Source organism: Anaerorhabdus sp. (assembly GCF_036641015.1).
Taxonomy (GTDB): Bacteria; Bacillota_I; Bacilli_A; order Erysipelotrichales; family Erysipelotrichaceae; genus Anaerorhabdus.
In genome coordinates this window covers 1-18,128 of sequence record NZ_JAVWFO010000007.1, presented here as the reverse complement: position 1 = coordinate 18,128, position 18,128 = coordinate 1, and the positions used below count along the sequence as shown (strand labels likewise).

Sequence of the window (18,128 nt, the reverse complement as noted above, 5' to 3'; positions counted from 1 at the left end):
TTATGGTAGAATTAGAAAAAGTATTGCTTAATCTTGTAACACCAATGGTGGAAGATGCAAATTCTTTGGATGTTCGTCAGATGCCTAGCTTAAATGACAACGAAGTCGTACTTTATGTTTACGCAAAAAGTGAAGATGTTGCTCGTTTAATCGGACGTCAAGGTTCTATGGCTTCTGCACTTAGACAAATGATGTCTATTGCGTCTAGAATTGAAGATAAGAAGATTACGATCAAATTTGAAACATTAACACTATAGGATGCTTGTGCATCCTTTTTCTTTCTAATTAAGGAGAACACTTATGGATAAACTAAAAATTGGAACAATTGCAAATTCTTTTGGAATTAAAGGAGAATGTAAAGTAAAAAGCTTTACTGATTTTAATGATGAAAGATTTGCTAAGGGTGCTAAGGTTTACTTAGATTTTGAAGGGCTTAAAGAAATGACTATTCAAAGTAGCAAAGAACATAAAGGAATGTTACTTGTGCAATTTGAGGGATATCCTAGTATTAATGATATTGAGAAGTTTAAGGGATGTAATATCTATGTGGATGCTAAGGATTTACATCAATTAGCGGAAGGTGAATTCTATTTCTTTGAATTAAAAGGAATGGGTGTTATTAATGAATTAGGAGATTCTTTAGGGACAGTACTTCAAGTTGAAGATGGAATGGCTCATAATTATTTAAGAGTTGAGAAATTAGATAAAACAACAGCATTAATACCTTATACTCCTGCATTTATATTGAGAGTAGATAAAGCAAAGAAATTAATCCAAATAAGAGTTATAGAGGGATTATTATGAGAATTACAATTTGTACGCTATTCCCTGAAATGTTTGAGGGATTTATAAATACAAGTATAATTGCACGTGCTATTAAGCAAGATAAAGTAGTTATTGATTTAGTTAATATACGAGACTTTACACTTGATAAACATAATCATGTTGATGATACTCCATTTGGTGGAGGTAGAGGCATGGTAATGATGTGTCAACCGGTTTTGGATGCATTAGCGTCGGTTCGTACAAAAAATTCTAAGGTGTATCTTATGGCAGCTGGTGGGAAAACATTTAACCAAACTACTGCACGTGAATATGCAAAGGAAGATCATATTATTTTTATTTGTGGTCATTATGAAGGATTAGATGCACGTATTTATGATGAGGTTGATGGTTTATTAAGTATTGGTGATTATATTCTTACGGGTGGTGAATTGGCATCTATGGTAGTCAGCGATGCAATTATTCGTTTACTTGAGGGAGTAATCATGGAAGAAAGTCATTTAGATGAATCTTTTGAGAATGGTTTACTAGAATACCCTCATTACACAAAACCAGTCGATTATAAGGGCAAAACAGTGCCAGAGGTCTTATTGTCAGGTCATCATGAAAACATCCGTAAATACCGTTTAAAAGAGTCATTACGCAATACATATCAAAATCGTCCTGATTTGTTAGAAAAAAGAGTATTTAGTAAAGAAGAATTAAAGTTTTTAGAAGAAATTAAGGAAGATTTAAAATAGTTTCAGTTTTAATTTAGGGTTGCATTTTAGTTTTGGCTATGATATTATTTTCTAGCCTAACGGCGTCAATGTTCCGCTGATTCAACTGGATGTATGAACAATTGATTACATGATAAAAGGAGAAAATGAAGATGAATTTAAACTTAGTAAATGAAATTACTAAAACTCAACTTCGTACAGACATTCCTGAATTTCGTCCAGGTTGTACAGTACGTGTTGATGTAAGAATTAAAGAAGGCGACAAATCTCGTATCCAAGCTTTCGAAGGATTAGTTATCGTAAAGCAAGGTAGTGGAATTGGTGAAACATTCACAGTTCGTAAAATCAGTAGTGGTGTTGGAGTAGAAAGAACTTTCCCAATTCATTCACCAATTATTGATAAAATTACTGTAGTTCGTAAAGGTAAAGTTAGAAGATCTAAATTATTCTATCTACGTGGACTTTCAGGTAAAGCTGCACGTATTAAAGAAATTCGTTAATTTAAGGCCGGAATATCCCGGCTTTTTATTTTTTCTCTTTAGATTTGTTGTATAATAAGAACGAGGTGTTTAGGATGAAAGATATAAACTGGAAAGCTGAACTAATTGATTTTCTTAAAACATTATTAGTTAGTTTTATTATTATATTTGTAATTACAAGATTTGTTGCAAGACCAGTAAAGGTTAACCAAAATTCAATGTATCCAACTGTATTAGACCAATCGGTAGGAATTACAAATATATTTTCTGTTTCTGTATTACATGATATTAATCGTTTTGATATTGTAGTAATAAAAATGGAAGATGGTAAAAACTTATTTAAAAGAGTTATTGGATTACCAGGAGAGACATTATCATATGTAGATGATGTTTTATACATTGATGGTGAACCAGTCGATGAACCATTTATTAATCAAGAATATAAAAGTGAAGAAATTAATAAGTTAGGTCTATTTACAAATGATGTTAAAGAAATAACACTAGCAAATGATGAAGTGTATTGTCTAGGAGATAATCGTCCATTCTCAAAGGATTCTAGAGATTATGGACCATTTAAAGAATCACAAATAACTGGTAAGGGTATTTTTATAATCTATCCATTTAACCGAATGGGGAGTGTAGATTAAGCATTGAATCAATATTAATAGGAAGTGAAAAAATGGAAAATAATAACGAACAAGTTCAGATGAAAACTAACATCAACTGGTTTCCAGGACATATGACACGTGCTAAAAGGCAAATGACAGATGCCCTTAAAACAGTAGATATGGTCATTGAATTACGTGATAGTCGAATACCTAAAGCAAGTCAAAATCCAATGATTGATCAATTAATACAAGGTAAACCACGTTTAATTTTGTTATCTAAAAAGGATAAAGGTGATTTACAAGAAATTGACAGGTGGATTAATGCTTTAACAAATGAAACAACAATGGTAGTTGCAGTTGATGTTTTAAAAGATAATGTAGTGGATATTATAGTTACTGCATGTAAGAAAATAATGAAAGCTAAGATTGAAAAACAAATATCTAGAGGTATTAGACCAAGAGCCATTAGAGCGATGGTATGTGGTATACCCAATGTTGGTAAATCAACATTAATTAATCGTATAGTAAAAAAGAAGGTTGCTGAAACGGCTAATAAGCCAGGAGTTACTAGAGCACTACAATGGATTAAGTTAAATAAAGATTTAGAGTTATTGGATACACCAGGAGTATTGTGGCCAAAATTTGAAGATCCAGAAGTAGGGTATTATTTAGCACTAACAGGTGCTATCCGTGATGAAATACTGAATTTGGAAGATATTGCGGCATTTGCAATGAGAAGACTAATTACCCAATATCCTGATAATCTTACAAGGTTATATCAAATTGATGTAATCGATGATCCTTACAAGATGATAGAGGCAATTGGTAAAAGTAAGAACTTAATCAAAGCGAATGATGAAGTGGATTATGATCGTGCTGTTGATTTTTTTATTAAAGATTTAAGAGCGGATAAATGTGGACGAATTACTTGGGAGAAGGCTAATGTCTAAGCATACAACCAATGAGTATGAACATCATTATTGGCAACAAGATAAAAGTCTTATCGGTATCGATGAAGCAGGTAGAGGACCCCTTGCAGGTCCACTCGTTGTGGCAGGAGTAATATTTGATAAGGGATATGAAAATGATGAAATTTATGACTCAAAAGGAATAAGTGAAAATAAGCGAGAACATCTTTTTGAAATCATTAAAAAAGACGCAAAAGAATATTTTATAGAAATTGTTGAGCCTTGTATTATTGATGATGAGAATATATATCGTGCCACTCAAAATGCGATGGACCGTATAGCAACTAAGTTAAATGCATCGGTTGTTTTAACGGATGCAATGCCTTTACCAAATCAAAGTAAAGAAGTAGTTTCTTTAATAAAAGGTGATCAAAAAAGTATTAGTATAGCAGCCGCAAGTATACTTGCTAAAGTTACTAGAGATCGTATTATGCTGGAGTATGATGAACAATATCCAAAATATGGATTTAAGCGTCATAAAGGTTATCCAACTAAAGAGCACTTGCATGCACTTGAATTATATGGAGCACTTGATATCCATAGAAAAAGTTATGGACCTGTTCAAAGATGTTTACAAATGAAATTAGATATTTAAGATGGGAAACCATCTTTTTTTCTAGGAAATCATCCAAATAATGCGTATATAGTAGTAGGTGATTAGATGAACTACTCCGAAAGAATTGCATATTATGCATATGAAGTTGATGGTGACTGGGATAAAATAGCACAAAAAATAAGTGCAAATGATATTCCTAAGATAGTCGACATAAAAGAAAAGTACACCACCATTCTAGATATTGATTATCCTCCTCAATTAAGACAATTGAGATTCCCTCCTTGGATACTTTTCTATGAAGGAGACTTATCTTTAACGAGTTTACCATGTGTGAGTATTGTTGGATCACGAATTCCTACTGAATATGGACTTTTCGTAACAGAACAGTTGGCATATAAGTTAGTAAAAGATTATGTGTTAGTATCGGGACTTGCCAAAGGAATTGATGCGAAAGTCCATGAAGTAGGGATCAAAAAAGGTAAAACTATTGGTGTAATTGGGTGTGGTATGAGCATAATTTATCCAACTTGTAACAAATGGTACTATGATAGACTCAAGGAAAATCACTTAATACTCTCGGAATATCCTTATTTTACAAGTGTAAAAAGGCATCATTTTCCTTGGCGTAATCGCATAATAGCGGCATTATCAAAGGCATGTGTTGTAACTGAGGCTAAATATAAAAGTGGGACAATGTTAACTGTAAATGAGGCTATTAATCTTGCAAAAGAGGTTTATGTCGTACCCCATGAACTTGGTAAAACAGAGGGTGAAGGGTGCAATTTACTCATCCAACAAGGGGCACAAATGATTACATCAATTCAAGACTTTAAAATATAAAGAGTTTGCATTGTGTTGAAAATTGTGTTAATTTAGGATATCGTAAGTGAATACAGTGTTTAAAAAAGCTAATTTCGAGGTGAATATATGAAAAATTTAGTGATAGTGGAATCACCATCAAAGTCAAAAACAATTGAAAAATATTTAGGAAAGGATTTTGAAGTAGTCTCTTCTAAGGGACATATTAGAGATCTAGCAATAAAAGGAAAAGATGGTTTAGGTGTAGATGTTGAAAATGATTTTGCGCCTACTTATTCTGTGAGTAAGGATAAAAAAGATGTTGTAAAAGATTTAAAAGCACGTGCTAAAAAAGTAGATCATGTTTTTCTTGCAACTGACCCGGACCGTGAGGGAGAAGCAATTTCTTGGCATTTAGCTCAAGTTCTAGGTTTAGAAGTTGAAGAATTAAATCGTGTAGTATTTAATGAAATTACAAAGGATGCTGTTATTGAAGCATTTAACAGACCTCGTACTATTGATATGGGATTAGTTCGTTCTCAAGAAACTCGTCGTATCTTAGATAGAATAATTGGGTTTAAGTTATCAAAACTTTTAAAGAATAAGATTAAGAGTAAATCAGCAGGAAGAGTTCAATCTGTTGCGTTAAAATTAATTGTTGATAGAGAAAAAGAAATTAAAGCGTTTATACCAGAAGAATATTGGACATTGGATGCGGTATTTAATAAAGATGGTAAAGAGTTCAATGCAAGCCTTGCAAAGGTTGATGGCAAAAAAGCTGAATTAAAGAATGAAGATGATGCAACAAAAGCATACAATGCATGTCTTGGTGAATTTGAAGTTACTAATGTTAAGAAACAAGTACGTAAGAAAGAACCTAAGCTTCCATTTATTACATCTACGTTACAACAAGAAGCATCAACTAAACTTGGTTTTAGTGCTAAGCGTACAATGTCAGTTGCCCAAAAACTATATGAGGGTATTGAATTAAAGAATGGTGCTGAAGGGGTTATTACTTATATGCGTACTGATAGTACTCGTTTAAGTGATGTATTTGTTCAAGCTGCAAAAGAGAAAATTACAAATGAATTTGGTAAGGAATATGTAGGAAACTATAAAGTTAAAAATGATGGTAATAGCCAAGATGCCCATGAAGGTATCCGACCTACTAATTTAAGTAATACACCAGAAGAGATTAAGGATTACTTAAGTCCTGAACAATATAAACTATATAAGATGATTTATGCTAGAGCACTAGCATCTTTAATGGCGCCTGCTAAGACAAATACAGTTGCTGTTACGTTGTCACAAAATGGTTATGACTTTACAGCTAATGGTACTGAATTAGCATTTGAAGGTTATTTAGCAGTTTACTCAGCATATGAATCTAGTAAAGATGTGATTTTACCAGAATTAAAAGAAAAAGAAATGATGAGTGCTCAAGAACTTAAGAGTAATCAACACTTTACTGAACCACCACTTCGATATAGTGAAGCTCGTTTAATTAAGCAAATGGAAGAAGAGGGTATTGGTAGACCCAGTACTTACTCTATGATTATTGATACAATCCAAGTAAGAGGATATGTAACATTAGATAAGAGTACAGAAACATCAAAGACTAAAGTATTCTTCCCAACTGAACAAGGTGAATTAACAACTGAGAAGTTGGATCAATACTTTAATGATATTATTAATGTTAAATACACTGCCCAAATGGAAAGTGAACTAGATGGTATTGCAGATGGTAAAACAGATTATGTTAAATCGTTAAGAGATTTCTACAATCGTTTTGAACCATTAGTAACTCATGCCTATGACAATATGGAAAAAATGGAACCTGAAAAAGTAGGGGAAGTTTGTCCAGAATGTGGTAATGAACTTGTATATCGTGTAGGACGTTTTGGTAAGTTTATTTCTTGTAGTAATTTCCCAGAATGTAAATATACTCGCAAGATGGAACAACCAGAAAAAGAAAAACCAGAACCATCAGGTAAAATGTGTCCAGAATGTGGATCTGAATTATTAAAACGTAAGAGTCGTTATGGTAATTACTTCTTAGGTTGCAGTAATTTCCCTAAGTGTAAGCATATTGAAAACATTGAAGGAGAAGAAGCTCCTAAATTTAGAAGAAGAAAGGCAGCTAAAAAATAATGAGTGATGTAGTAATCGTTGGAGCAGGACTTGCAGGTTCAGAAGCTGCATGGCAATTAGCAAATCTAGGCTTCAAAGTACAACTAATTGAAATGCGTCCAAAGAAAATGACACCTGCTCATAAAACGGAAAAGTTTGGAGAACTAGTTTGTTCAAATTCTTTGCGTAGTGATGCTTTAAGTAATGCTGTAGGATTATTAAAAGAAGAAATGCGTAGTTGCAATTCTTTGATTATGAAAATTGCTGATGAGACTAAGCTTCCAGCAGGGAGTGCATTAGCGGTAGATCGTGAAGAGTTTTCTCGTAGAATAACTGAAACAATAATGAATCATCCAAATATAGAAGTTATATTAGATGAAGTTAGTGAAATACCAAGCGGACCTTGTATTTTAGCAACAGGGCCTTTAACAAGTGATAGTTTATCGAAAAGTATCATTGCGTTTTTAGAAACAGCTGAATTCTATTTCTATGATGCAGCTGCACCAATTATTGAAAAAGATAGTATTGATTTTAGTAAGGCTTATTTCAAATCAAGATACGATAAAGGTGAGGCAGATTATATTAATTGTCCAATGACAAGAGATGAATTTGATACTTTTTATCGTGAATTAATTCAAGCTGAAACAGTACCAGTAAAAGAATTTGAAAAAGAAGTATACTTTGAAGGATGTATGCCTTTTGAGGTTATGGCAAAACGTGGTATGCAAACACTTTTATTTGGACCAATGAAACCTGTTGGTTTAGAACATAATGGATTTAGACCTTATGCCGTAGTTCAACTTAGACAAGATAATGCTGTAGCTAGTTTATATAATGTAGTAGGTTTTCAAACACATTTAACTTGGCCAGAACAAAAAAGAATTTTACAATTAATACCAGGATTGGAAAATTGTCAAATAGTACGATATGGTGTAATGCATCGTAACTCGTTTATTAATTCTCCATTATGCTTAGAACCAACCTATCAATCTAAGAAGAGAAAAGATTTATTCTTTGCTGGTCAAATGACTGGGGTAGAAGGATATGTGGAAAGTGCCGCATCTGGTTTATTAGCTGGATTAAATATGGCACAAGTATTAATGGGTAAAGAGCCAGTTGTATTAGGTAATACATGTATGATGGGTGCAATGTCACATTATATTACTCATGCTGATGCGAAAAATTTTCAACCAATGAATGCGAACTTTGGTATACTTAAACTAGAAGGAGACTTTAAGAAGAAAGATAAAAAAGATGCGTATGCACCTCAAGCTCTTAAAGTACTACAAGAAAAATTATGTCCACTAGTTCACTCAACCAAAGTTTAGAACAATTCTTAAATTATATAAAAATGAGTAAGTCTGGTTCTAGTAAAACGCAAGATGCTTATACAAGAGACATCGGGCGTTTTATTGACTATATGCTTACTTTAGATATTACATCTTTTGAAGATGTCACTAAAGAGACTATCATGGATTACATTGTACTTTTGCGAGAAGGTAAAGTTGGAACTAAAAAAGTTACTAACTCAAGTATCTCAAGAGTATATTCTTCCTTGCGGTCTTTTTTTAGATATTTAAATCGTTATGAGGATATTAAAAATAATCCAGTACAAGGATTTAAAAATCCAAAAGCTAGTAAGAAATTACCAGATTTTTTGACTCTAGATCAAATGATGGATATTCTAACAAGCTTTGATTTAAGTAATCCAGTGGAGTTAAGAGACCGTGCCATATTGGAAACAATTTATGCATGTGGATTACGTATTAGTGAGGCAACCAGTCTAAAGATTGATAATGTCTATTTTGATCAAGGTGTTTTAATTGTACTTGGTAAAGGAAATAAAGAAAGAATGATTCCATTTTATCCTCGTTGTGCAAAGTTATTACAAAAATATATTAGAGAAGCACGTAGTGAATTTCTTAAAGAGGAACATGGATATCTTTTTGTATCACAAAGTGGCAATCCAATTACACCTCGTGCGATACAATATATGTTAAAGAATGTGGGGCAAAGAGTGGGGATAACTTTAGAATTGCATCCCCATATGTTGCGACATAGTTTTGCGACTCACTTGTTAGATAATGGGGCGGATTTAAGGGTTGTGCAAGAATTACTAGGGCATCAAAATCTTGCGACTACCCAAATTTATACCCACATTACGGTTGATCGATTGAAAAGTGTGGTTAAGCATTCTCACCCTAGATCTAAAAGAAATAAGACATAAATTACATAAATATTTAAAATAGTGGCTAATAATGCCTAAAATAGCCTTTATTCTCTTGTAGTTTAAGGTATTTTGTGCTATATTATACCTCGGCACGTATGTGCTTAATTCACACATCATGGATTCATTGACCCCGTGCTCAATGAGAGTTGTCAATGTTGGAAATGGTGGAGGAAAACAACGGAAAGCGAGGAAAATTAAATGTCAGTTGTTTCAATGAGAAAGTTATTAGAAAATGGTGTTCATTTCGGACATCAAACACGTAGATGGAATCCTAAGATGAAACCATTTATCTATGCAGCAAAGAATGGGGTTCATATCATCGACTTAGCACAAACACAAGTTATGTTAGATGAAGCTTATGCAGCTATGAAAGATATCACAGAAAAAGGTGGTAAAGTATTATTCGTAGGTACTAAGAAACAAGCTCAAACTCCAATCTTGGAAGAAGCTTTACGTTCAGGTTCATTCTATATTAACCAAAGATGGTTAGGAGGAATTTTAACAAATTTCCGTACAATCCAAAAATCAATCAAAGGTTTATTAGAAATCGAAGAAATGGATGCTAATGGAACAATTAATCTATATCCAAAGAAAGAAATCGCAATCATGCGTAAGAAACAAACACGTCTAGAAAACTTCTTAGGCGGAATTAAAGAAATGAAGAAGCTTCCAGATGCATTATTCGTAGTAGATCCTACTGAAGAACACAATGCAGTTGCAGAAGCTAAAAAATTAGGTATCCCTGTATTCGGTTTAATCGATACAAATGCTGATCCAGCAACTCTTGATTACCCAATCGTTTCAAATGATGATGCAATTCGCTCTGTTAAACTTATGATTGGTTTAATGGCTGATGCAATTGTTGAAGCTAAAGGTGGTTTATTAACTGTTGCATATCAAGAAGATATGTCACAAGAAGATATCACTATGAAAGATGTAATCATCAATGTTGAACAACAAGCAGAAGAAAACGAAAAACGTCGTCGTCAAAGAATGGAAGAACGTCGTCCAAGAGATGGTCAACGTCGTCAATTCAATGGTGAACGTCGCGCATTTACTAAAAGAGAAAACGCTCCAGTAGAAAAAGCTGAAGAAGCAACACCAGTTGCTACAGCTCCTAAAAAAGTGGCAGAAGCTGCAGTAGAGGGAGAAGCTAAACCTAAAAGAGCACCTAAGAAAAAGGTAACTGAAGAAGTTAAGGAGGCAGAATAGTCATGGCAATTACTGCTGCTCAAGTTAAAGAATTAAGAGAAATCACTGGCGCTGGAATGATGGATTGTAAAAAAGCCCTTACTGAATGTGATGGCGATATTAAAAAATCTATCGACTGGTTACGTGAAAAAGGTATTTCTAAAGCTGCTAAAAAAGCTGATCGTATTGCTGCTGAAGGATTATCAAAAGTTATCGTTGATGGTAACAAAGCTTGTTTAATTGAAATCAACTCTGAAACAGACTTCGTTGCTAAAAATGAACAATTCTTAGAATTATTAAATACAACTACTGAAACTTTATTAAATGGTGGTGTTTCTACATTAGAAGAAGCATTGAAATTACCTATGGGTGGGAAAACTGTTGAAGAATGTTTCGTTGATGCTACTGCAACAATCGGTGAAAAGATTACTCTTCGTCGTTTTGCTGTAATGAGCAAAAATGATAGTGATATCTTTGGTTCTTACATCCATATGGGTGGTAAGATTAGTGCTTGTGTTGTTCTTAAAGACAGTGCAAATGCTGAAGTTGCTAAAGATATGGCAATGCAAGTTGCTTCAATGAGTCCAAGCTATGTGTCTCGTGCTCATATGCCTGCTGAAATCGTTGAACATGAACGTTCTATCCAAGAAGAAATCATGAAAAATGATGAATCTTTAAAAGGTAAACCAGAAAAAGTATTATTAGGAATCGTTGAAGGTCGTGTAAGCAAATCTCTTCAAGAAATGAGCTTAGTAGACCAAATCTTCTTCAAAGATCAAGATAAGAAAGTTTCTCAAGTTTTAAAAGAAGCTAACACTGAAGTAGTTGAATTCGTTCGCTATGCTGTAGGTGAAGGTATTGAAAAACGTGAAGAAAACTTCGCTGAAGAAGTTGCTAAACAAATCGGAGCTTAGGTCGCAAGACTTAAGCTTTTCTTTTTGTGTTATAATAGTACTATGGACATACAACTACATACTACGATTAAAGGAAATGGTGAAATACTTATACTACTTCATGGTAATGATGAAGATAGTACTTTCTTTGTGCATCAATTGGATTACTTTTCAAGTAAATACAAAGTTATTGCAATTGATACTAGAGGTCATGGACAATCGCCAAGAGGGAATAAGCCTTTTACCATTAGACAATTTGTTAATGATTTGCATGACTATTTGGATGAAAATAATTTGACTAAGGTTAACTTGTTGGGATTCTCTGATGGTGGTAATATTGCGTTACTTTTTGCAATACAATACCCAAACTATGTGAATAAACTAATTGTAGATGGTGCTAACCTTAACCCGAAAGGCGTTTTATTTAGATATCAATTTATAACGGATATACAGTATTATTACAATAAATTAGTACATCCTAATTCTAGACAAACAGAGATGTTAAGATTAATGGTTGTTGATCCCAATATAGATCCAAAAGACTTACAATTAATTAATATTCCTACTTTAGTTATGGCTGGAACACATGATGGTATCTTAGAAAGTCATACAAGATTTATTGCATCATGTATAAAAAATGCAAAGTTAAGTATTATAGAAGGTGATCATTTTATAGCTTATAAAAACTATGCGGTATTTAATAAAGTAGTTGATGAATTTTTACAAAATAACAAAAATAACTAGTCTAGCAAAATGCTAGATTTTTTTTATATTATACATATAATAATCCAAAGATTTGTGTTCGAAAATGTCCACATCATTGTGGACATATATAAGATTTCTACCTACTATTTTATATATTAACGAATGCTATAATGAAATTGTAATAATGAAAGGAGCATAGGAATGAATGAACGTCAAAAAAGATTTGTAAAACTTTTGCTTGAAACAAATGAATACTTACCTGTTAAATATTATGCTGATATACTAAATATTTCTGAAAAATCAATTCGAAGAGATATTGAAAGTATTAATTATTATATGAAAAAGTATAATGGAACAATTGATAAAAAAACAGGAATTGGAATAATGCTTGATATTGACTCAAAAAATAAAATAAGGTTCATGCATGATTTAGAAATGATGTTTCTTTCTACTAGTAATAAGATTAACGATGCCAGTGAAAGAGTAAATGAAATAAAACTATATTTATTGTTATGTTCACCGAATGTATTTACATTAAATGAATTGTCAAAAAAATTCTATATTAGTAAGTCTACTATACATGAATATTTAGGAATAATTGAACAAGACTTAAAAGAGTACGAAATAACTATTGATAAGTCTATGTCGGGTACTAGGATTATCGGATCAGAATTTCATATTAGAAAAGCAATAATTGAACAGTTTAAACATTACTTTAATAAATATGATTTTTTAGAAAATGATTTTGATATTAAACTTATTGCCAATAGTTTTGATTTTTTACAAGATGTTTTTATTAATGATTTATATACTGTGCGCATTGAACAGTTATTTAAAAGTATTAATGAAAGCATAGATAGAAAACTTACAATTCATGAAATGAAGTGGATAAAGATATCACTGGCAATACAAATATACAGATTGAAAATGAATTGTATGATTAATAAAGAAAAACAAGAGAGAATTTTATTGATGCAATATGAGTCTAAGTTATCGAAGATTTGTATAAAGTTTATAACAAATATATTGAAAAATGATATTACTATAGAAGAAATTTCTTTTGTTAATTGGATTCTATCTAATATTAATCTAAATAATACTACAAAATTAAGTAGCAAACGAATTGAAAATATTACAGAAAGCTTTACAAGTGATTTTATTGATGCATTTTCTGCAATAACAGGATTATCACTTCGAAATAAAGAAAAATTCTATGAAAATATTTCTCAACACATATTCTTTATGTTACTACGTGTAAATAATGGCCAAAGATTTCAAAATCCAATTTTGGAAAAGATGCGTAATGAATATAGAGCTATGGAAAAGGTTTGTACAATTATATGTTGGTTACTATGTCAAAAATATAAATTGAATACGATAAATACAGATGAAATTAGTTATTTAATGGCTTATATTCAAGGAGAAATTTTGGATTTAGAATCTAAACTAAACTGTATTGTAATATATGATTCCTTAAATAGCTTGCGATCATTTTTCAAAGTTCAATTAAATAGAAGATTTCCAAATCTTACTATTAATTTTGCTGAGCATTTTGAAAAGAATTATTTAAAAGAATATGATTTAATACTTGATACAATTTCGAAGAAAGAAGATAAGGGGATTTGTAATTACATTAATATATCACCAATGCTTCTTAATGAAGAATTGGATTCAATCGATGATGTTATAGTGGATATTATTTCAAACAAAAAAGATTACTATAGAGAATTAATTCGAATTACAAATGACCTAAATGATATAGGAGTTTCAATTGAGTTAGAGTTTGATAGTAATAGAATTGTTGAAAATTGTGAAACATTATTAAAAATTGAAAGTGTATTTGCACATAGTTATGTTTACTGTTATCAAGAAATTGATAAAAATGTATGTTTCATGTCATTCGATGATGAAAATAAAATTAAGCAAGTTTCATTTCTAATGAATAACTGGGATTACATGTTGTTTTCAGCAAAGCTTGTATACCTGATTGAAAATTGTCCGTTACAAATATTAGAAAAATTTAGAAAGTATATTTTAGATGAATGGAGAAAAGTATGAAGAAAATAATAATAGTTACACATGGTAAATTAAGTGAAGAATTTTATAATACGTCAAAACTAATAGTTGGAGTACAACCAGATGTTGAAACGTATTCAGTTGAATTAGGATGTAATATTGAACTTCTTAAAAAAAATATTACAACAAGTTTAAATGAATCCAAGTTAATTAACCAAGAAGTAATAATATTAACTGATATATTCTTTGGAACACCATTCAATATAGTAATAAATTTAATTGAGACTTTTAATTTTATTCATATAACTGGAATCAATCTAGGAATTCTTTTAGAGGTATTAGTTAAACGTGATGAAATTACACATGAGAATATTATGGAAATCATAGAATTAGGTAGAAATGGGATTGTTGAAAGTAAGAACTTTTTAGAAAAACTAGATGAAATAGAGAAAGGAGGTGTATTATGAAAAATGTTCTAGTAACGAGAATTGACGATCGTCTGATTCATGGGCAAGTAGTAACTGCTTGGATAAAAGATTATCCGATTAATAAAATCTTAATTGCTGATGATGAATTATCACAAAACAAGTTGATGGGTAGAATTTATAGAGCTGCAGCACCGATGGGCGTAGAAGTAGTATTGATGAATGTAAATGATTCAATCCAACTTCTACATGAAAACCAGTTAAAAGGCGAGAATTATATGGTTTTAGCAAAGACGCCAGAAGTGATTGAAAAAATAATAGAAAGTGGATTTGTTACAAATAAAATAATTCTTGGTGGTATGGGAGCAACAGAAAAACGTAAAAGATTTAATAGAAATGTTTCTGCGAGTGAAAGTGAAATAGAAACATTTAGAAGAATTATAAGCAAAAATATCAAGATAGTGTATCAACTTGTTCCTAGTGATAGAGAAGTTGATATAAAAGATCTATTATAGGAGGATAATAAAATGACATTAATGCAAGGGATTCTATTGGCCCTACTTTATTACTTAGGTAATAGTACATGGGGTTTAGGTGTTGGATGGTGGACTTTAATGAGACCACTAGTTCTAGGATTTTTATCAGGAGTTATATTAGGTGATGCAAGACAAGGAACTATTGTTGGAGCACAAATCAACGTATTGTATTTAGGATTTATTGGAGCTGGAGGAGCTATTCCAGGAGATATTGCTTTGGCAGGTGTTGTTGGTACAGCAATTGCAATTTCTGCGAATGTGGATGTCAATACAGCTATGTCGTTAGCAGTTCCAGTTGGAATTCTTGGAACAGTAATTTGGGTAGTTAAACTTACAGTAAATACTTTATGGGTACGAGTAGCAGAAAAGTATGCAGCTGAAGGTGATACTAAAAAGTTTTGGATTGCTGATGTTGCATTACCTCAGTTATTCCTATTTGTAGTGAGTTTTATTTCTTGTTTTGTGATTGTTTACTATGGAGTAACATATATCAAAGATGTCCTAGATTTCTTAGGTGACAATGTTGTAGGAGTTTTATCAACAATTGGTGGAATGTTGCCAGCTGTTGGTATTGCTTTAACTCTTAAATCAATTTTCAAAAATGAATCAATCGCAATGTTCTTTTTGGGATTTATGTTAGTACAGTATTTCCATTTAGATATAATTGCAACTGGATTCTTGTCACTAGTACTTACAGTAATTTACATGCAACTTAAGAGTAAAGATAATGAGAAACCAATGATGGATGTAATCAATGATAGTATTGAAGAAAATAAATCATATGTTTTATTAGACAAGAAAACTATTTTTAAATCATGGTTTAGATGGATTATGTTTAATCAAGCAAACTATAATTATGAAAGAATGCAAGGAACAGGTTTCTGTCATTCGATGTTACCAATTATTGAAAAGCTATATCCAAATGATAAAGCAAAACGTGCTGAAAGAATGAAATTACAAATGAATTTCTTTAATACTGAGCCTCAATGGGGTGCATGTATCGTTGGATTATCAGCTGCATTAGAAGAAAAGAAGGCACAGGGAGCTGAAGAAATAAGTGATGATATGATACTATCAATTAAATCAAGCTTAATGGGTCCTTTGGCGGGAATAGGAGATACAATTGATGGAGGAGTTATCACTCCGTTATTATTAACTTTATTTATTGGTATATCACAAACAGGAACAATTGCAGGACCTATCGGATATATAATAATTGAAGCAATTATTATGTGGTCAATTTATTGGGTATCATATAAATTAGGCTATGAAAAAGGCAGTGAAGCAATAGTAAATCTATTGGAAAGCGGAAAGATTAATAAAATTATTCTTGGGGCTTCTATTATGGGTTGCATGGTTTTAGGTGGATTGGTGGGTAACTTTGTTACTTTCCAAACTGCTCTATCATTTAATTTAGGTGGCGAAACTCCATTCTTATTACAAGAACAACTATTTGATATTATTCTTCCAGGAATGTTGCCATTATTGTTAACACTTGGCTGTTATTGGTTACTTGCAAAGAAAAATGTATCATCAATTAAAGTGATTTTACTGATTTTCTTAGTAGGATTAGTTGGCGGATTATTAGGAATCATTATTTAATAGGAGGGTAAAATGATTATAAAATTTGATGATATATTTAAGTCTTTTCCAAAAGAGGAATATGAAATACATGTAAAAAAGTTACAAAAAGAAATGAAAAAAATGGATATAGATATCTTATTGTTAACTAGTCCTGAAAATATTTATTATTCTACTGGGTATCGATCTTGGTATACATCAAGTTTATTTAGGCCAGTGTATGTACTAGTTCCACTTACTGGAGATCCAGCTATTGTTTTACGTATATTGGAAAAAAGTACAGTAAAATTTACAAGTTGGACACCTAATATTTTTGTTTCGGGAACAAAATCAAGAAATATTGGAATGTTGGATGGAACGAATCATGTTGATGTGACTAAACTAGCAATTGATACCATTTCCCCAGATGCAAAAAAAATAGGTTTGGAAAAGGGAGATGGCTCACAGTTTTACTGGTCGTTGAACATGTTAGAAGAGTTCTGTAACAAATTTAATGAATATGAATATGTGGATGGAACATTGGCGTATCAGAAAGCTAGGATGATAAAAACAGATTGGGAAATTCAAAAAATTAGAAATGTTTGTTACGTTACGGAAAGGGCAATTGAAGAAACATTTAGTGAAGTAGTTCCAGGAGTGACAACTGAAAAAGATGTTTCAAGGAGCATTGCTTCAAAAATGGCATCAAACGGTGTTGATAAGTTTTCTTATTTAACAGTTACAAGTGGTATACAAAAATATACAACATTAAATGCATATGCAACTGATAGAATTATTCAATACAATGAACTTTTATTAGTAGATATTAGTGGGCATATAGATGGTTATGCATCAGATTTGACAAGAATGATGTATATAGGAAATAAAATACCTAGTGAAATTGAAGATATGGCAAATATTTCAAGTAAATGTGTTATTGATGGTAAAAACTATGTTAAACCAGGAAACACTGTAGGCGATTTGAATAAAGTGATAGAGGGATGTATAAAAGAATCTAAGTATTCTGACTACTTGATTCATTCAAGCGGACATGGTGTGGGATTAAACGTTGTAGAATATCCTTCTATTTCTGATGAGTCCTCTGTTGTTTTAGAAGAAGGAATGGTATTTGCGTTAGAAAACGGTGTTTATCCATTTGATAAAGAAGATGGAGCGGATAATATGCATCTAGCATTTAGAATGGAAGATGAAGTAGTGGTAACTAGCAGTGGAGCTGAATGGATAACAGGTCCTGGAAAGCCAATATATTGCTTAAAAGACTTTAAAAAATAACTTAAATATAGGGTATTTGTATCTCATTGATACAAGTACTCTCTTTTTTAGATATCACTCTAAGAGTATATTCATTGAAACAGTAACGATAGAAGATTAATATTAGATTGGGAGGATTCATTATGAACACATTGAAGCTTAAGGATGGTATTACTTGGACTGGGGTACTTGATCCTGAATTGAGAGTATTTGATATTATTATGGAAACAAAATATGGGACATCATATAATTCTTATTT

General features: G+C 31.7%; 19 protein-coding genes. All 19 read left to right on the top strand.

The window, feature by feature from the left end:
* The first annotated feature begins 2 nt into the window (after positions 1-2).
* The 19 genes from RR430_RS02050 (at position 3) to RR430_RS01960 (ending at position 17,890) form a co-directional block, all read left to right on the top strand.
* Positions 3-257, top strand: a complete 255-nt coding sequence (locus tag RR430_RS02050) for a KH domain-containing protein (protein WP_332487764.1) — start codon at positions 3-5, stop codon at positions 255-257.
* A 43-nt stretch (positions 258-300) separates the two neighbouring features.
* Positions 301-804, top strand: coding sequence for a ribosome maturation factor RimM (gene rimM / locus RR430_RS02045; RefSeq protein WP_332487762.1), 504 nt, complete (start codon positions 301-303; stop codon positions 802-804).
* Positions 801-1,523 (top strand): tRNA (guanosine(37)-N1)-methyltransferase TrmD, encoded by a 723-nt coding sequence (gene trmD, locus RR430_RS02040; RefSeq protein WP_332487760.1) that lies wholly within the window; start codon positions 801-803, stop codon positions 1,521-1,523. Before rimM ends, trmD begins: the two co-directional genes overlap by 4 nt.
* 131 nt (positions 1,524-1,654) lie before the next feature.
* On the top strand, positions 1,655-2,002 hold the full coding sequence (rplS, locus tag RR430_RS02035; protein WP_332487758.1) for a 50S ribosomal protein L19: 348 nt from the start codon (positions 1,655-1,657) through the stop codon (positions 2,000-2,002).
* Between the two features lie 74 nt (positions 2,003-2,076).
* A complete protein-coding gene (lepB, locus tag RR430_RS02030) occupies positions 2,077-2,628 on the top strand; it encodes a signal peptidase I (RefSeq protein WP_332487756.1) in 552 nt (183 codons plus the stop codon).
* 32 nt (positions 2,629-2,660) lie between these two features.
* The gene (ylqF, locus tag RR430_RS02025; protein ID WP_332487754.1) at positions 2,661-3,539 is read left to right on the top strand and encodes a ribosome biogenesis GTPase YlqF; all 879 of its coding nucleotides are present in this window, start codon (positions 2,661-2,663) and stop codon (positions 3,537-3,539) included.
* Entirely contained in the window at positions 3,532-4,152 is a 621-nt protein-coding gene (locus tag RR430_RS02020) for a ribonuclease HII (protein ID WP_332487751.1), read from the top strand. The genes ylqF and RR430_RS02020 overlap by 8 nt, the downstream gene beginning before the upstream one ends.
* 66 nt (positions 4,153-4,218) lie before the next feature.
* The gene (dprA, locus tag RR430_RS02015; RefSeq protein WP_332487750.1) at positions 4,219-4,953 is read left to right on the top strand and encodes a DNA-processing protein DprA; all 735 of its coding nucleotides are present in this window, start codon (positions 4,219-4,221) and stop codon (positions 4,951-4,953) included.
* 87 nt (positions 4,954-5,040) lie between these two features.
* Positions 5,041-7,062, top strand: a complete 2,022-nt coding sequence (gene topA / locus RR430_RS02010) for a type I DNA topoisomerase (RefSeq protein ID WP_332487749.1) — start codon at positions 5,041-5,043, stop codon at positions 7,060-7,062.
* Positions 7,062-8,369 (top strand): methylenetetrahydrofolate--tRNA-(uracil(54)-C(5))-methyltransferase (FADH(2)-oxidizing) TrmFO, encoded by a 1,308-nt coding sequence (trmFO, locus tag RR430_RS02005; RefSeq protein WP_332487748.1) that lies wholly within the window; start codon positions 7,062-7,064, stop codon positions 8,367-8,369. The genes topA and trmFO overlap by 1 nt, the downstream gene beginning before the upstream one ends.
* On the top strand, positions 8,339-9,268 hold the full coding sequence (xerA, locus tag RR430_RS02000; protein ID WP_332487747.1) for a site-specific tyrosine recombinase/integron integrase: 930 nt from the start codon (positions 8,339-8,341) through the stop codon (positions 9,266-9,268). Before trmFO ends, xerA begins: the two co-directional genes overlap by 31 nt.
* Before the next feature lie 201 nt (positions 9,269-9,469).
* On the top strand, positions 9,470-10,483 hold the full coding sequence (rpsB, locus tag RR430_RS01995) for a 30S ribosomal protein S2 (RefSeq protein WP_332487745.1): 1,014 nt from the start codon (positions 9,470-9,472) through the stop codon (positions 10,481-10,483).
* Positions 10,484-10,485: 2 nt separating this feature from the next.
* Complete coding sequence (gene tsf / locus RR430_RS01990) at positions 10,486-11,376, top strand: translation elongation factor Ts (protein ID WP_332487743.1); 891 nt, start codon at positions 10,486-10,488, stop codon at positions 11,374-11,376.
* A 42-nt stretch (positions 11,377-11,418) separates the two neighbouring features.
* Positions 11,419-12,099 carry an alpha/beta fold hydrolase gene (locus tag RR430_RS01985; RefSeq protein ID WP_332487741.1) on the top strand — a complete coding sequence of 227 codons (681 nt, stop codon included), beginning with the start codon at positions 11,419-11,421 and terminating at the stop codon, positions 12,097-12,099.
* A gap of 162 nt (positions 12,100-12,261) precedes the next feature.
* A complete protein-coding gene (locus RR430_RS01980) occupies positions 12,262-14,118 on the top strand; it encodes a BglG family transcription antiterminator (RefSeq protein WP_332508593.1) in 1,857 nt (618 codons plus the stop codon).
* Complete coding sequence (locus tag RR430_RS01975) at positions 14,115-14,543, top strand: PTS sugar transporter subunit IIA (protein WP_332508592.1); 429 nt, start codon at positions 14,115-14,117, stop codon at positions 14,541-14,543. Before RR430_RS01980 ends, RR430_RS01975 begins: the two co-directional genes overlap by 4 nt.
* Positions 14,540-15,016, top strand: a complete 477-nt coding sequence (locus tag RR430_RS01970; RefSeq protein ID WP_332508591.1) for a PTS system mannose/fructose/N-acetylgalactosamine-transporter subunit IIB — start codon at positions 14,540-14,542, stop codon at positions 15,014-15,016. The genes RR430_RS01975 and RR430_RS01970 overlap by 4 nt, the downstream gene beginning before the upstream one ends.
* A gap of 12 nt (positions 15,017-15,028) precedes the next feature.
* On the top strand, positions 15,029-16,639 hold the full coding sequence (locus RR430_RS01965; protein WP_332508590.1) for a PTS system mannose/fructose/sorbose family transporter subunit IID: 1,611 nt from the start codon (positions 15,029-15,031) through the stop codon (positions 16,637-16,639).
* A 12-nt stretch (positions 16,640-16,651) separates the two neighbouring features.
* Entirely contained in the window at positions 16,652-17,890 is a 1,239-nt protein-coding gene (locus RR430_RS01960; RefSeq protein WP_332508589.1) for a M24 family metallopeptidase, read from the top strand.
* Positions 17,891-18,128 lie beyond the last annotated feature (238 nt).

What these genes read in the sequence shown, in the direction of transcription:
- RR430_RS02020 (WP_332487751.1), top strand. Translation starts at nt 3,532, where the DNA reads ATGTCTAAGCATACAACCAATGAGTATGAACATCATTATTGGCAACAA.
- tsf (WP_332487743.1), top strand. Translation starts at nt 10,486, where the DNA reads ATGGCAATTACTGCTGCTCAAGTTAAAGAATTAAGAGAAATCACTGGC.
- lepB (WP_332487756.1), top strand. Translation starts at nt 2,077, where the DNA reads ATGAAAGATATAAACTGGAAAGCTGAACTAATTGATTTTCTTAAAACA.
- trmFO (WP_332487748.1), top strand. Translation starts at nt 7,062, where the DNA reads ATGAGTGATGTAGTAATCGTTGGAGCAGGACTTGCAGGTTCAGAAGCT.
- RR430_RS02050 (WP_332487764.1), top strand. Translation starts at nt 3, where the DNA reads ATGGTAGAATTAGAAAAAGTATTGCTTAATCTTGTAACACCAATGGTG.
- RR430_RS01965 (WP_332508590.1), top strand. Translation starts at nt 15,029, where the DNA reads ATGACATTAATGCAAGGGATTCTATTGGCCCTACTTTATTACTTAGGT.
- trmD (WP_332487760.1), top strand. Translation starts at nt 801, where the DNA reads ATGAGAATTACAATTTGTACGCTATTCCCTGAAATGTTTGAGGGATTT.
- RR430_RS01985 (WP_332487741.1), top strand. Translation starts at nt 11,419, where the DNA reads ATGGACATACAACTACATACTACGATTAAAGGAAATGGTGAAATACTT.
- ylqF (WP_332487754.1), top strand. Translation starts at nt 2,661, where the DNA reads ATGGAAAATAATAACGAACAAGTTCAGATGAAAACTAACATCAACTGG.
- RR430_RS01975 (WP_332508592.1), top strand. Translation starts at nt 14,115, where the DNA reads ATGAAGAAAATAATAATAGTTACACATGGTAAATTAAGTGAAGAATTT.
- rpsB (WP_332487745.1), top strand. Translation starts at nt 9,470, where the DNA reads ATGTCAGTTGTTTCAATGAGAAAGTTATTAGAAAATGGTGTTCATTTC.
- rplS (WP_332487758.1), top strand. Translation starts at nt 1,655, where the DNA reads ATGAATTTAAACTTAGTAAATGAAATTACTAAAACTCAACTTCGTACA.
- rimM (WP_332487762.1), top strand. Translation starts at nt 301, where the DNA reads ATGGATAAACTAAAAATTGGAACAATTGCAAATTCTTTTGGAATTAAA.
- RR430_RS01960 (WP_332508589.1), top strand. Translation starts at nt 16,652, where the DNA reads ATGATTATAAAATTTGATGATATATTTAAGTCTTTTCCAAAAGAGGAA.
- RR430_RS01980 (WP_332508593.1), top strand. Translation starts at nt 12,262, where the DNA reads ATGAATGAACGTCAAAAAAGATTTGTAAAACTTTTGCTTGAAACAAAT.
- RR430_RS01970 (WP_332508591.1), top strand. Translation starts at nt 14,540, where the DNA reads ATGAAAAATGTTCTAGTAACGAGAATTGACGATCGTCTGATTCATGGG.
- topA (WP_332487749.1), top strand. Translation starts at nt 5,041, where the DNA reads ATGAAAAATTTAGTGATAGTGGAATCACCATCAAAGTCAAAAACAATT.
- dprA (WP_332487750.1), top strand. Translation starts at nt 4,219, where the DNA reads ATGAACTACTCCGAAAGAATTGCATATTATGCATATGAAGTTGATGGT.
- xerA (WP_332487747.1), top strand. Translation starts at nt 8,339, where the DNA reads ATGTCCACTAGTTCACTCAACCAAAGTTTAGAACAATTCTTAAATTAT.